The organism is Ralstonia sp. 22086 (assembly GCF_052045975.1).
Taxonomy (GTDB): domain Bacteria; phylum Pseudomonadota; class Gammaproteobacteria; order Burkholderiales; family Burkholderiaceae; genus Ralstonia; species Ralstonia wenshanensis.
This window is the reverse complement of record NZ_JBQEPZ010000003.1, coordinates 44,296-57,230: the sequence shown is the minus strand read 5'-3', so window position 1 is coordinate 57,230 and position 12,935 is coordinate 44,296. Positions and strand designations below refer to the sequence as shown.

Below are 12,935 nucleotides of genomic sequence, written 5' to 3'. Positions count from 1 at the left end.
CATGATCGAGTCGATTACTTCTTTCGGTACCGCCACCTTCGGTGGGTGGTGGCCGCTGATCTGGACGCTGGTCCGCGCGGTCTGCATCATTCTGCCGCTGCTGCTGTGCGTGGCCTACCTGATCTTGTGGGAGCGCAAGCTCATCGGCTGGATGCACGTGCGTCTGGGCCCGAACCGCGTTGGCCCGATGGGTCTGCTGCAGCCGATTGCCGACGTGCTCAAGCTGCTGCTCAAGGAAGTCATGGTGCCGAGCGCGGTCAGCCGCGGCATGTACATCATCGCGCCGCTGATGGTGCTGATGCCCGCCGTGGCGATCTGGGCGGTGATTCCGTTCCAGGCCGAAGCCATGGTGTCGAACATCAACGCCGGCCTGCTGTACGTGATGGCGATCAGCTCGGTGGGCGTGTACGGCGTGATCCTGGCCGGCTGGGCTTCGAACTCCAAGTACGCATTCCTGGGTGCGATGCGTGCCTCGGCGCAGATGATTTCGTACGAAATCGCCATGGGCTTCGCGCTCGTGACGGTGCTGATGGTGACGGGCAGCCTGAATCTGTCGGACATCGTCAACTCGCAGAACCGCGGTTTCTTTGCTGGCCACGGCATCAATATCCTCTCGTGGAACTGGTTGCCGCTGCTGCCGATGTTTGGCGTCTACTTCATCTCGGGTGTGGCAGAAACCAACCGCCACCCGTTCGACGTGGTGGAAGGCGAATCGGAAATCGTGGCTGGCCACATGATCGAATACTCGGGCATGGCGTTCGCGCTGTTCTTCCTGGCCGAGTACATCAACATGATCGTGATCTCAGCGCTGACGGCAACGCTGTTCCTGGGCGGCTGGGCCTCGCCGATTGATGCACCGGTTCTCAACTGGATTCCGGGCTTCTTCTGGCTGCTCATCAAGGTTTTCCTGCTGCTGTCGGTGTTCATCTGGCTGCGTGCATCGTTCCCGCGTTATCGCTATGACCAGATCATGCGTCTGGGCTGGAAGGTCTTCATTCCGCTCACTGTGGGCTGGCTTGTCGTCGTCGCCATCTGGTTGGTGTCGCCGTGGAACATCTGGAAGTAACGGGACAATAGGAAGGCACCATGTTGCTTGCCATCAAGGAATTCTTTAACAGCCTGCTCCTGAAGGAACTCTTCAAGGGGCTGGCGCTGACCGGGCGCTACCTGTTTGCGCGCAAGATCACTGTTCTCTTTCCGGAAGAGAAGACGCCGCTGTCGCCGCGCTTCCGCGGTTTGCATGCACTGCGTCGCTATCCGAACGGCGAGGAGCGTTGCATCGCTTGCAAGCTGTGCGAGGCCGTATGCCCGGCTCTGGCCATCACGATCGAGTCAGACCAGCGCGACGACGGCACTCGCCGCACCACGCGCTACGACATCGACCTGACCAAGTGTATTTTCTGCGGCTTCTGCGAAGAGGCTTGCCCGGTGGACGCCATCGTCGAGACGCACATCCTGGAATACCACGGTGAAAAGCGCGGCGACCTGTATTTCACCAAAGACATGCTGCTGGCCGTGGGTGATCGCTTCGAGCCGGAAATTGCGGCCAATAAGGCGGCCGACGCAAAGTACCGCTGATTCAGAACGTCCGCCGTGCGGTTGGCGGGCGGTGCAGTTGACATCCCGGTTGGACAACGGCTCTTTGAGAGCCAACCAGTTGCGGTGGCGGTACGCCATCGCGGCTTTGGACAAGCGCGTGCCGCAAAACGGCCCGTGCCAGGATCATGGAAATCACGACGATCATCTTCTACTGTTTCGCGCTCGTGCTGGTGCTCGCAGCGCTGAAGGTCATCACCGCGAAGAACCCGGTGCACGCGGCGCTGTTCCTCGTGCTCTCGTTCTTTACCGCAGCGGCGATCTGGATGCTGCTCAAGGCGGAGTTCCTCGCCATCACGCTGGTGCTGGTCTACGTTGGGGCAGTGATGGTGCTGTTCCTGTTCGTGGTGATGATGATCGATATCGACATCGAGCACTTGCGACGCGATTTTTGGACGTACGTGCCAATGGCAGCGTTCGTGGGCGTGGTCATCATCCTCGAAATGGCCGTCGTGCTGACCAAGACCTTCATGGGGCGCGTACAGCCCGTGCAGGAGTTGCCGAAAGGCTTTACCGGTCCGAACACGCAGGCGCTCGGGAAGCTCATCTACACCGATTACATCTATGCCTTTGAAGTCGCTGGCGCAGTGCTGCTGCTGGCGATTGTCGCGGCCGTGGCCTTGACCGCCCGTCGCCGCAAGGACACCAAAGCCCAGAACGTGTCTGATCAAATCCGCGTGAAGCGCAAGGACCGTGTGCGTCTGGTCTCGATGCCGTCTGAAAAGTCGGCTGGCGCAGCTTCGGCTGAATCCAAGAGCTGAGCCCCGGGAGAACCCATATGTCTTCGCTATCCCTTGCCCATTACCTCGTGCTCGGCGCGGTGCTGTTTGCCATCAGCATCGTCGGCATCTTCCTGAACCGCAAGAACGTCATCGTGCTGCTGATGGCGATCGAATTGATGCTGCTGGCGGTCAACCTGAACTTCGTTGCGTTCTCCCATTACCTGGGCGATCTGGCAGGGCAGGTGTTCGTGTTTTTCATCCTGACGGTGGCCGCGGCGGAATCCGCGATCGGTCTCGCCATCCTGGTGGTGCTGTTCCGTAATCTGGACACCATCAACGTCGACGATCTGGACAGCCTGAAAGGCTGACCTCCGCATCCACCTATAAGAAGCGTTCCATGGCTACCACGCTCAATCCCAACCTGCTGCTGGCGATTCCGCTCGCGCCGCTGGCCGGCGCGGCGATCGCCGGGCTTTTCGGCACCAAGTTCTTTGGCGAGAAGATCGGCCGCACGGCATCCCACAGCGTCACCATCCTTGGTGTTGCGATCGCCTTCATTCTGTCGGCGCTGACGCTGTCCGACGTCATCAATGGCGCCGGCTACAACGGCACCGTCTATGAATGGATGACGATTGGCTCGCTGAAGATGGAAGTCGGCTTCCTCATCGATTCGCTCACGGCGATGATGATGTGCGTGGTGACCTTCGTCTCGTTGATGGTGCATATCTACACCATCGGCTACATGGCGGAAGATGACGGCTACAACCGTTTCTTCGCGTACATCTCGCTGTTCACGTTTTCGATGTTGATGCTCGTGATGAGCAACAACTTCCTGCAGCTGTTCTTCGGCTGGGAAGCTGTGGGTCTGGTGTCGTATCTGCTGATCGGCTTCTGGTTCAAGCGTCCGACGGCCATCTACGCCAACATGAAGGCGTTCCTGGTCAACCGCGTGGGCGACTTCGGCTTCGTGCTCGGTATTGGCCTTCTGCTGGCGTACAGCGGCAGCCTGAGCTATGCCGACGTGTTTGCCGCCCGCGACAACCTGGCAACGATTGGCTTCCCGGGCACCGACTGGCACATGTTGACGGTCGCTTGCATCTGCCTGTTCATCGGCGCGATGGGTAAGTCGGCGCAGTTCCCGCTGCACGTGTGGCTGCCGGACTCGATGGAAGGTCCGACCCCGATTTCTGCGCTGATTCACGCGGCCACCATGGTGACCGCCGGCATCTTCATGGTCGCGCGCATGTCGCCGCTGTTCGAGCTCTCGGACACCGCCCTGTCGTTCGTGTTGATCATCGGCGCCATCACCGCGCTGTTCATGGGCTTCCTGGGCATCATCCAGACCGACATCAAGCGTGTGGTGGCGTACTCCACGCTGTCTCAGCTGGGCTACATGACCGTCGCGCTGGGTGCGTCGGCTTATCAAGTAGCCGTGTTCCACTTGATGACGCACGCATTTTTCAAGGCGCTGCTGTTCCTCGGCGCGGGCTCCGTCATCATCGGTATGCACCACGATCAGGACATGCGCAACATGGGCGGCCTGCGCAAGTACATGCCGATCACTTGGCTGACGTCGCTGGTGGGGTCGCTGGCGTTGATTGGCACGCCGTTCTTCGCGGGCTTCTATTCGAAGGACTCGATCATCGAAGCGGTGCGCGAATCGCACCTGCCGGGCGCTGGCTTCGCTTACTGGGCGGTGCTGGCCGGCGTGTTCGTGACCGCGTTCTACTCGTTCCGCATGTACTTCCTGGTGTTCCACGGTGAAGAGCGTTTCGGCAAGGCCCATGCTCATCACGACGATCACCATGAAGAGGAAGAGGGCGACCACGATCATCACCATGGTCTGGCCCCGGGCCAAAAGCCGCACGAGTCGCCGTGGGTGGTGACGGTGCCGCTGGTCCTGCTGGCGATTCCGTCGGTCATCATCGGTGCAATGGCAATCCAGCCGATGCTGTTCGGGGAGTTCTTCAAGCACGGTGTGGTGTTCTCGGAAGTCATCTTCAATGCTGACAACCACGAGGCAATGAAGGTGTTGGCTGAAGACTTCCACGGCTGGGTCGAGATGGCGCTGCACGGCTTTACGTCGGCACCGTTCATCCTGTTGCTGGCGGGCGTCGTGTTGTCGTGGTTCTTCTACCTGAAGCGCCCGGATATCCCGGCAGCGATTGCCAAGCGTTTCTCTGGCGTCTACAAGCTGCTGGACAACAAGTACTACATGGACAAGATCAACGAGATCGTCTTTGCCAACGGTGCGGTCAAGTTTGGCCGTGGCCTGTGGAAGGGCGGCGATCAGGGCGTGATCGACGGTGTTGTCGTCAACGGCAGCGCGCGTCTGGTGGGCTGGTTCGCGACTGTCGTGCGCCTGCTCCAGTCCGGCTTCATCTATGACTATGCGTTCGCGATGATCATCGGCACGGTTGGGCTGCTGACGTATTTCGTGTTCCTGGCAGGCAAATAAGGGATTACAAAAATGGTTCTGTCTTTTGCGATCTGGCTGCCGATCTTCTTCGGCGTGCTGGTGCTGGCCTCGGGCTCAGACCGCAATCCCGGTTATGTCCGCTGGATGTCGCTGATCGGCTCGCTGATCAGCTTCGTGATGACGTTGCCGCTGATCACGCGTTTCGACAAGACGACGGCTGCGATGCAGTTCGTCGAGAAGTCGTCGTGGATCGAGCGCTTCCACATCAGCTACTACCTGGGTGTCGACGGCATCTCGATGTGGTTTGTGGTGCTGACTGCATTCATTACCGTCATCGTGGTCATTGCCGCCTGGGAAGTGATCACCGAGCGTGTGGCCCAGTACATGGCCGCGTTCTTGATCCTGTCGGGTCTGATGATCGGCGTGTTTGCGTCGCTCGACGGTCTGCTGTTCTACGTGTTCTTTGAAGCCACGCTGATCCCGATGTACATCATCATCGGCGTGTGGGGCGGCCCGAACCGCGTCTATGCGGCATTCAAGTTCTTCCTGTACACGTTGCTGGGCTCGTTGCTGACGCTGGTCGCGCTGCTGTATCTGTACTTCCACAGCGGCACGTTCGAAATTCTGCAGTGGCATCAGGTCAAGCTGTCGATGAACGAGCAGATCCTGATCTTCCTCGCGTTCTTCATGGCCTTTGCCGTGAAGGTGCCGATGTGGCCGGTGCACACTTGGCTGCCGGATGCCCACGTGGAGGCGCCGACTGGTGGTTCCGTGGTGCTGGCGGCCATCATGCTGAAGCTGGGCGCCTACGGTTTCTTGCGGTTCTCGCTGCCGATCGCGCCGGATGCCAGCCATAGCCTGTCCGCATTCATCATTGCGATCTCGCTGGTTGCTGTGATCTACATCGGCCTGGTCGCGCTGGTGCAAGCCGACATGAAGAAGCTGGTCGCTTATTCGTCGATCGCCCACATGGGCTTCGTCACGCTGGGCTTCTTCATCTTCAACGAGATCGGTGTGGAGGGCGGTATCGTCCAGATGATCTCGCACGGCTTCATCTCAGGTGCAATGTTCCTGTGCATCGGCGTGCTGTACGACCGGGTGCACTCACGTCAGATCGCCGATTACGGCGGTGTGGTGAACACGATGCCGAAGTTCGCGGCGCTGTCGGTGTTCTTTGCGATGGCCAACTGCGGCCTCCCGGCAACCTCGGGTTTCGTTGGCGAATTCATGGTGATCCTGGGTTCGGTCAAATTCAATTTCTGGATTGGTCTGCTGGCCGCCACGGCACTGATTTTTGGTGCAGCGTATTCGCTGTGGATGGTCAAGCGCGTGATCTTCGGTGATGTGACCCACAAGCACGTGGCCGAATTGAAGGACCTGAACTGCCGCGAGTTCTTCATGCTGGGCGTGCTGGCGATCGCCACTCTGTACATGGGTCTGTATCCGAAACCCTTCACCGATGTCATGCATGCGTCCGTGGTCAACCTGCTGACCCACGTGGCTCAGTCGAAGCTGTAAGCAGCGAGAAGAAACTATGCAATCGTCCTCCTCTATTGCGGCTGTTGCCCCAATCGTTTTTCTCGCGCTGGGCATTGGTGCAGTCAACTGGATTGACCTGGCGCGCGGCCAGAAACGAAGCAGCGTGGCGTATCCGGTTTCGTTGGTGATCACGCTGGTGCTGGCCGTGTGGTTCGGGCTGAACGCCGCGAACGGCGAGACGCACTACGTCTTCGGCAATATGGCCGTGATCGACCCGATGGCCAACGTGCTGGCGTCGTTCTGCGCGCTTACGCTGTTTGCCACGCTCGTCTACACGCGCCGCTATCTTGCCGACCGCGACATGTATGCGGGCGAGTTCTACATGTTCGCCCTGTTCACGCTGGGTGGGCAGGTAGTGATGATCACCGGCAACAACTTCCTTGTGCTTTATCTGGGCCTGGAATTGCTGTCGCTGGCGTCGTACACGCTGGTGGCGCTGCGTCGCCGTTCGAACGTATCGTCCGAATCAGCCATGAAGTACTTCATCCTGGGCGCGCTGGCATCGGGCCTGCTGCTCTACGGGATGTCGATGCTGTACGGAGCAACCGGCTCGCTGGAGCTGGGCAAGGTGTTTGACGCCATCAAGAACGGCGAGATCAACAAGACGATCCTCGTGTTCGGCGTGGTGTTCATCGTTGCCGGTCTGGGTTTCAAGCTGGGCGTGGCGCCGTTCCACATGTGGGTGCCGGACGTGTACCAAGGCTCGCCGACGGCCGTGACGCTCCTGATCGCCGGCGCACCGAAGGTGGCTGCGTTCGCGATGACGCTGCGCATTCTGGTGGAAGGCTTGCTGCCGCTGGCGTTCGACTGGCAGAACATGCTGATCGTGCTGGCCGTTGTGTCGCTGGCTATCGGCAATATCACGGGCGTTGTTCAGACCAACTTCAAGCGTCTACTGGGCTATTCGACGGTCTCGCACATGGGCTTCCTGCTGCTGGGCTTGGTGTCAGGCGTCAGCTCCGGCAAGCCGGATTTGACGGCACAGGCCTACAGCGCGTCGATGTTCTACGCGATCACCTACGTGCTGACCGCACTCGGCGCTTTCGGCATCATCTTGCTGTTGGCGCGTAAGGGCTACGAAGCGGAAGAGATTGCCGACCTCAAGGGCTTGTCGAAAAAGAGCCCGTGGTTTGCGCTGCTGATGCTGTTCATCATGATGTCGCTGGCGGGCCTGCCGCCGACGGTGGGCTTCTACGCCAAACTGTCGGTCCTGGGGGCGGTGGTTGATGCCGGAATGCCGTGGTTAGCCGTGGTGGCCGTGCTGTTCTCGCTGGTGGGGGCGTTCTACTACCTGCGTGTCATCAAGGTCATGTATTTCGATGCGCCGGCGGACGAGGCCCCCGTGGAGGCCACCTTGGGCCTGCGCTCGTTGCTGTCGATCAATGGCTTGTTGGTGCTGTTGCTGGGTATCTTCCCGGCCGGCCTGATGGCTGTGTGCTATCAGGCAATCCGCCTGACGTTGGCTTCGTAAGACGCCGAGCACCATGACTACGTCGACGGGCGGTCTGTTTGTCATCGTGTTGGCACTCATCTGTGCCAACCTGCCGTTCGTCAATCAACGCGTGTTGGCACTGGTGCCGGCACGCTGGCCGCGCAAGCCGTTCTGGCTGCGCGGCACCGAGCTGATTGCCATGTACGTTGTGGTTGGGCTGATCGGCTTTGGTATCGAATCGAGCCAGGGCAATGCATTTCCGCAAGGCTGGCAGTTTTACGCGATCACCGCTTGCTTGATGCTGGTTTTCGCGTTTCCCGGCTTTACGTGGCAATACCTGGTTCGCCATCCCCGCGATTCCCGTTAATTCCCGCCGGGCAGGTTCTCGCTGTCTCGGCATGAGAGAGCGCCATGTCCGATCACACCCCGCTGAACGCCACTCCTGAGACGACGCAGGACCCCGACGCCGGTCTGCGCGAGACGCAGGTTGCGTCTGCGTTGATGCACCAAGGCAAATTTCTTACGCTCAAGCACGACATTGTTCGCCTGCCGGACGGCCGCAATGCGAGCCGCGAATACCTGATTCACCCGGGCGCGGTGATGATGATCCCGCTGTTCGATGACGGCACCGTATTGATGGAGCGTCAGTTCCGCTACCCGGTCGGCAAGGTGATGATTGAGTTCCCGGCAGGCAAGCTCGATCCGGAGGAAGGTGCGCTCACATGCGGCAAGCGCGAACTGCGCGAGGAAACCGGCTACACGGCCGAGCGCTGGGACTACCTCACGCGCATTCATCCGGTCATTTCCTATTCCACCGAGTTCATCGACATCTATCTCGCACGCGATCTTAAACAAGGTACGGCAATGCTAGATGAAGGCGAATTTCTCGAGACCTTCGTCACGCCGGCCGGCCAACTGATCGATTGGGTGCGCGAAGGTAAGATTTCCGACGTGAAGACCATCATCGGCACGTTCTGGCTTGAGAAGATTCTGTCAGGCGCGTGGACGCCGGGTGCAGTCTGAGGCGCTTACAGCCGTCGCTTGATCACACCGTTTTCCTGTCGTTGTTACCATAGCGAACGGTCGTGCGAAAAAATTAGCACGACCGTTCACAAATTTTCGAATCGGGGATACACTCGTCCCCATGCGCTGGACCGATCATGAAAGTGCTGGACCTCCGCTGTGCCAATGACCACCGCTTCGAAGGCTGGTTCGGCTCCGATGCCGATCTGCAATCGCAGCAAGAGCGCGGGCTATTGACGTGCCCAGTTTGCGGTCACAACGAGGTTGAGCGTTTGCCGAGTGCGCCCCGCCTGAATCTATCGTCGTCTCGTCCGGAGTCCGCCCACAAGAGCGGCGCTGGCAAGGCGGCCGAAGGCGAGAGCGGTGTGCCCGCGACCCTGCAACAGCTCTACCTGAAAGCCGTGCGCCATGTCCTTGCCAATACCGAGGACGTCGGCGAGCGGTTTGCAGAAGAGGCGCGCCGCATGCACTACAACGAGGCGCCGGAGCGGGGCATTCGCGGGACGACATCTCGGGAAGAAGCGCAGGAACTGGCGGAGGAAGGCATCGACGTGATGCCGCTGCTGGTGCCCGACGCGCTCAAGCAGCCCGTGCACTAGTCGCCCGATTCAGGTCCGCGCCGGTCCGACAGAACGTTCTCCATCGATTTGCCGCGGTGGAGAGCCAACCACAGGAGACAGGCATGGATCTGAACTACTCGGCGGCCGATGATGCGTTCCGCCAGGAAGTCCGCGGCTGGCTGCAAGCCAATCTGCCCAAGGACATCCAGGACAAGGTGTTGAACCACCGCCGCCTGAACCGCGACGATTTCGTACGCTGGCACAAGGCTTTGGCGGGCAAGGGCTGGTCGGTCCCGCACTGGCCGGTCGAATGGGGCGGCACCGGCTGGACCCCCATCCAAAAACACATCTGGGACGAAGAGTGCGCGCAGGTCGGTGCGCCCGGCGTGTTGCCGTTCGGCGTTAGCATGGTCGCGCCAGTCATCATGAAGTACGGCAACGAAGCGCAGAAACGCTACTACTTGCCGCGCATCCTGGACTGTACCGACTGGTGGTGCCAGGGCTATTCGGAGCCGGGCTCTGGCTCCGACCTCGCCTCGCTCAAGACGCGCGCGGTACGCGAAGGTGACCATTACATCGTCAATGGCCAGAAGACCTGGACGACGCTCGGCCAGCACGCCGACATGATTTTCTGCCTCGTCCGCACGGACCCGGAGGCCAAGAAGCAGGAGGGTATCTCGTTCCTGCTGATCGACATGAAGACGCCGGGCATTACCGTTCGCCCGATCATCATGCTCGACGAAGAGCACGAGGTGAACGAGGTGTTCTTCGACAACGTGAAGGTGCCGGTCGAAAACCTCATCGGCGAAGAGAACCGCGGCTGGACGTATGCCAAGTACCTGCTTGGTCATGAGCGGACCGGCATTGCTCGCGTGGGCAATTCGAAGCGCGAACTCGCATTCCTCAAGCGCGTCGCGTTGCAGCATCAGAAGAACGGCAAGCCGTTGCTGCAAGATCCGATGTTCGCCGCCAAGATCGCCTCGCTCGAAATTGAACTGCTGGCACTGGAAATGACGGTGCTGCGCGTGGTGTCGAGCGAGAACGCCGGCAAGGGCCCGGGCCCCGAGGCATCGCTGCTGAAGATCAAGGGTACGCAGATCCAGCAGTTGCTGACCGAACTGATGGTCGAGGCCGTGGGGCCGTATGCCCAGCCGTTCGACCCGGACTACCTCGAGGGCGATGTGCCGCAGGCCGTCACGGGCGACAACGATGCCGCGCCGCTGGCACCCTATTACTTCAACTATCGCAAGACCTCGATCTACGGCGGGTCGAACGAAATCCAGCGCAACATCATCTCGCAGATGATCCTTGGCGTCTGATCAGAACGGCGACAGAACACATAGCGGAGACAAACATGGATTTCTCGTTCACCGACGAACAGAAGCAACTGGCCGATGCAGTGCGCCGCTTCATCGACAAGGACTACGGTTTTGAGGCGCGCAACAAGGTGGTGTACTCGCCGGAAGGTGTGTCGCAAGGTCATTGGGATGCGCTGGCCGAACTGGGCCTGACTGCACTGCCCGTGCCCGAAGCACAAGGCGGTTTCGACGGCCGCGCGATGGACCTGCTGGTCGTCATGCAGGAACTCGGCCGCGGTCTGGTTGTAGAGCCGTATCAGGCCACCGTGCTGGGCGCGCAGGCGCTCAAGCTCGCTGGCGGTCAGGATGCCTTGCTTGAAGAAGTCGCTGGCGGCGCCGTGAAGCTGGCCATTGCCTTCGGCGAGCCCCAATCGCGCTATGAGCTTTTCAACGTCACCACGCGCGCTGCGCAGCAGGGCAACGGCTGGATGCTCACGGGCGAGAAAGCGGTGGTGGTGCACGGCGCACAGGCTGACAAGCTGATCGTCTCGTCACGCACGGGCGGCGAAGCACGTGATACGTCGGGTCTGTCGCTCTTCGTGGTCGACCGCAACGCCGCCGGCGTCACGGTCAAGGACTACCGCACGATCGACAATCTGCGTGCTGCGGATATCCGCTTCGACAACGCACCGGCAACGCTACTGGGCACAGCGGGCGAGGCGTGGGAAACCATCGATGCCGTGGCCGATCTTGGTTGTGTCCTGCTGTGCGCAGAAGCAATCGGCCTGATCGATGCGCTGAACGCCGCAACGCTGGAGTACACCAAGACCCGCCAGCAGTTCGGCGTGCCCATCGCGCGCTTCCAGGCACTGCAGCATCGTATGGTCGATATGTTCATCCACGCAGAGCAGGCCCGTTCGATCACCTATCTGGCTGCTGCGCACTTTGAAGATGGCGATGTCGAGGCACGCCGCCGCTACGTGTCGGCGGCCAAGGCGCGTGTCGGCCAGGCAGCGCGTGACGTTGGTCAGGAGGCCGTGCAACTGCACGGCGGCATGGGCGTGACGAACGAATTGCCGGCCGCGCACATGTTCAAGCGGCTGACAATGATCAACACGACGCTGGGCGACGTGGACCATCACCTGGCACGCTTCGCATCGCTGCCCGGCTTCCAGCAAGCGGCGTAACGGCAAACCTGAACGCCCCGCATTCGTGCGGGGCGTTGTCATTTGGAGGAGACGAGATGGCAGAGAACGAAAGGGCAGAAACAGCGCGTTCGTACGAGTTCTACTTCGACGATTTCGAAGTCGGCCGCACGCTGCAGATGGGCACCTACACGGTTACCGAAGAAGAGATCCTGACCTTCGCGCGGCAGTACGATCCGCAGCCGTTCCACATCGATGCGCAAGCCGCCAAGCACAGCATCTACGGCGGCATCATTTCCAGCGGCTGGATGACCTGCTCGATCATGATGCGGCTGATGGTGACGGGGTTTCTCGGCAAGGCGGCCAGCATGGGCTCGCCCGGCGTGGATGAAATCCGCTGGATGAAGCCGGTGTATCCGGGCGACACGCTGTCGGTGTCGAGCACCTGCATGGAAGTGCGTCCGTCGCAGTCGAAGCCGGACCGCGGCGTGGCCGTCAACCGCTGGGAGGCTCGCAACCAGCGCGGCGAACTCGTCTGTACCGTCACGGGCATGGGCCTGTTCGGTCGCCGTCCGCAAGCCTGATCGCTCGCCATTCCATCACAACAAGGAGACAACGCAGATGCGCATCATCGAATCGCTCGACGAGCTCAAAGGCTTGATCGGCCAGGAAGTTGCCGTGAGTGACTGGACCGAGATCACGCAGCAGCAGGTCAACCTCTTTGCCGAGGCCACGGGCGATCACCAGTGGATTCACGTGGATGTGGAGCGTGCCAAGCGCGAGTCGCCGTTTGGCGCGCCGGTGGCGCACGGCTTCCTCACGCTGTCGCTTTTGCCCATGCTGATGGCCAACGCGATCGAGATGTCAGACGTGAAGATGGGCGTGAACTACGGCCTAAACAAGGTCCGCTTCACCGCACCCGTGCCGGTGGGCAGCCGTGTGCGCGCCCGCGTGAAGCTGGTGGAAATGGAAGCGCTGCCGCCATTGCCCAATGCCCCCACGCTGACGGGCGCCCAGATGACCTGGGCGGTGACCATCGAACGCGAAGGGCAGGATCGCCCGGTGTGCGTGGCCGAATCGATCTCTCGCCGCTATTCCTGAGTCGCGTCTTTCTCATGTTCCCCAGGCCGGCGCAATGCCGGCCTTTCTTTTTGCACTGGCGTGCGCTTGCATTCCGCTTGTTTTGTGCTTGTCTTTACGC

14 protein-coding genes are annotated in these 12,935 nt (G+C 60.6%); all 14 read left to right on the top strand.

Features of this window, described 5'->3' with window-relative positions; genetic code table 11:
• Position 1: 1 nt before the first annotated feature.
• The 14 genes from nuoH to ACTJK6_RS13365 all read left to right on the top strand — a co-directional run bounded on the left by nuoH (position 2) and on the right by ACTJK6_RS13365 (position 12,835).
• Positions 2–1,066, top strand: a complete 1,065-nt coding sequence (nuoH, locus tag ACTJK6_RS13430) for an NADH-quinone oxidoreductase subunit NuoH (protein WP_440839353.1) — start codon at positions 2–4, stop codon at positions 1,064–1,066.
• Between the two features lie 20 nt (positions 1,067–1,086).
• Positions 1,087–1,578 (top strand): NADH-quinone oxidoreductase subunit NuoI, encoded by a 492-nt coding sequence (gene nuoI / locus ACTJK6_RS13425; protein WP_003261939.1) that lies wholly within the window; start codon positions 1,087–1,089, stop codon positions 1,576–1,578.
• A 146-nt stretch (positions 1,579–1,724) separates the two neighbouring features.
• Positions 1,725–2,357 (top strand): NADH-quinone oxidoreductase subunit J, encoded by a 633-nt coding sequence (locus tag ACTJK6_RS13420; RefSeq protein ID WP_024975296.1) that lies wholly within the window; start codon positions 1,725–1,727, stop codon positions 2,355–2,357.
• Positions 2,358–2,374: 17 nt separating this feature from the next.
• Positions 2,375–2,686 (top strand): NADH-quinone oxidoreductase subunit NuoK, encoded by a 312-nt coding sequence (gene nuoK / locus ACTJK6_RS13415; RefSeq protein WP_004630788.1) that lies wholly within the window; start codon positions 2,375–2,377, stop codon positions 2,684–2,686.
• A 29-nt stretch (positions 2,687–2,715) separates the two neighbouring features.
• On the top strand, positions 2,716–4,776 hold the full coding sequence (gene nuoL / locus ACTJK6_RS13410; RefSeq protein WP_316879012.1) for an NADH-quinone oxidoreductase subunit L: 2,061 nt from the start codon (positions 2,716–2,718) through the stop codon (positions 4,774–4,776).
• Between the two features lie 12 nt (positions 4,777–4,788).
• Positions 4,789–6,255: an NADH-quinone oxidoreductase subunit M gene (locus ACTJK6_RS13405; protein ID WP_024975298.1), complete on the top strand. Its 1,467-nt coding sequence runs from the start codon at positions 4,789–4,791 to the stop codon at positions 6,253–6,255.
• A gap of 16 nt (positions 6,256–6,271) precedes the next feature.
• Entirely contained in the window at positions 6,272–7,747 is a 1,476-nt protein-coding gene (gene nuoN / locus ACTJK6_RS13400; protein ID WP_440839352.1) for an NADH-quinone oxidoreductase subunit NuoN, read from the top strand.
• Positions 7,748–7,760: 13 nt separating this feature from the next.
• Positions 7,761–8,075 carry a DUF2818 family protein gene (locus tag ACTJK6_RS13395; RefSeq protein ID WP_232040458.1) on the top strand — a complete coding sequence of 105 codons (315 nt, stop codon included), beginning with the start codon at positions 7,761–7,763 and terminating at the stop codon, positions 8,073–8,075.
• 44 nt (positions 8,076–8,119) lie between these two features.
• Positions 8,120–8,731 (top strand): NUDIX domain-containing protein, encoded by a 612-nt coding sequence (locus ACTJK6_RS13390; protein ID WP_232040457.1) that lies wholly within the window; start codon positions 8,120–8,122, stop codon positions 8,729–8,731.
• A 137-nt stretch (positions 8,732–8,868) separates the two neighbouring features.
• Positions 8,869–9,330 (top strand): DUF1178 family protein, encoded by a 462-nt coding sequence (locus tag ACTJK6_RS13385; protein WP_414560805.1) that lies wholly within the window; start codon positions 8,869–8,871, stop codon positions 9,328–9,330.
• Positions 9,331–9,413: 83 nt separating this feature from the next.
• On the top strand, positions 9,414–10,610 hold the full coding sequence (locus ACTJK6_RS13380) for an acyl-CoA dehydrogenase family protein (RefSeq protein WP_232040455.1): 1,197 nt from the start codon (positions 9,414–9,416) through the stop codon (positions 10,608–10,610).
• A 35-nt stretch (positions 10,611–10,645) separates the two neighbouring features.
• Positions 10,646–11,776 (top strand): acyl-CoA dehydrogenase family protein, encoded by a 1,131-nt coding sequence (locus tag ACTJK6_RS13375; protein WP_440839351.1) that lies wholly within the window; start codon positions 10,646–10,648, stop codon positions 11,774–11,776.
• Between the two features lie 56 nt (positions 11,777–11,832).
• Complete coding sequence (locus ACTJK6_RS13370) at positions 11,833–12,318, top strand: MaoC family dehydratase (RefSeq protein ID WP_232040453.1); 486 nt, start codon at positions 11,833–11,835, stop codon at positions 12,316–12,318.
• Between the two features lie 37 nt (positions 12,319–12,355).
• Entirely contained in the window at positions 12,356–12,835 is a 480-nt protein-coding gene (locus ACTJK6_RS13365) for a MaoC family dehydratase (protein WP_232040452.1), read from the top strand.
• Positions 12,836–12,935 lie beyond the last annotated feature (100 nt).

What these genes read in the sequence shown, in the direction of transcription:
- nuoH (WP_440839353.1), top strand. Translation starts at nt 2, where the DNA reads ATGATCGAGTCGATTACTTCTTTCGGTACCGCCACCTTCGGTGGGTGG.
- nuoI (WP_003261939.1), top strand. Translation starts at nt 1,087, where the DNA reads ATGTTGCTTGCCATCAAGGAATTCTTTAACAGCCTGCTCCTGAAGGAA.
- ACTJK6_RS13420 (WP_024975296.1), top strand. Translation starts at nt 1,725, where the DNA reads ATGGAAATCACGACGATCATCTTCTACTGTTTCGCGCTCGTGCTGGTG.
- nuoK (WP_004630788.1), top strand. Translation starts at nt 2,375, where the DNA reads ATGTCTTCGCTATCCCTTGCCCATTACCTCGTGCTCGGCGCGGTGCTG.
- nuoL (WP_316879012.1), top strand. Translation starts at nt 2,716, where the DNA reads ATGGCTACCACGCTCAATCCCAACCTGCTGCTGGCGATTCCGCTCGCG.
- ACTJK6_RS13405 (WP_024975298.1), top strand. Translation starts at nt 4,789, where the DNA reads ATGGTTCTGTCTTTTGCGATCTGGCTGCCGATCTTCTTCGGCGTGCTG.
- nuoN (WP_440839352.1), top strand. Translation starts at nt 6,272, where the DNA reads ATGCAATCGTCCTCCTCTATTGCGGCTGTTGCCCCAATCGTTTTTCTC.
- ACTJK6_RS13395 (WP_232040458.1), top strand. Translation starts at nt 7,761, where the DNA reads ATGACTACGTCGACGGGCGGTCTGTTTGTCATCGTGTTGGCACTCATC.
- ACTJK6_RS13390 (WP_232040457.1), top strand. Translation starts at nt 8,120, where the DNA reads ATGTCCGATCACACCCCGCTGAACGCCACTCCTGAGACGACGCAGGAC.
- ACTJK6_RS13385 (WP_414560805.1), top strand. Translation starts at nt 8,869, where the DNA reads ATGAAAGTGCTGGACCTCCGCTGTGCCAATGACCACCGCTTCGAAGGC.
- ACTJK6_RS13380 (WP_232040455.1), top strand. Translation starts at nt 9,414, where the DNA reads ATGGATCTGAACTACTCGGCGGCCGATGATGCGTTCCGCCAGGAAGTC.
- ACTJK6_RS13375 (WP_440839351.1), top strand. Translation starts at nt 10,646, where the DNA reads ATGGATTTCTCGTTCACCGACGAACAGAAGCAACTGGCCGATGCAGTG.
- ACTJK6_RS13370 (WP_232040453.1), top strand. Translation starts at nt 11,833, where the DNA reads ATGGCAGAGAACGAAAGGGCAGAAACAGCGCGTTCGTACGAGTTCTAC.
- ACTJK6_RS13365 (WP_232040452.1), top strand. Translation starts at nt 12,356, where the DNA reads ATGCGCATCATCGAATCGCTCGACGAGCTCAAAGGCTTGATCGGCCAG.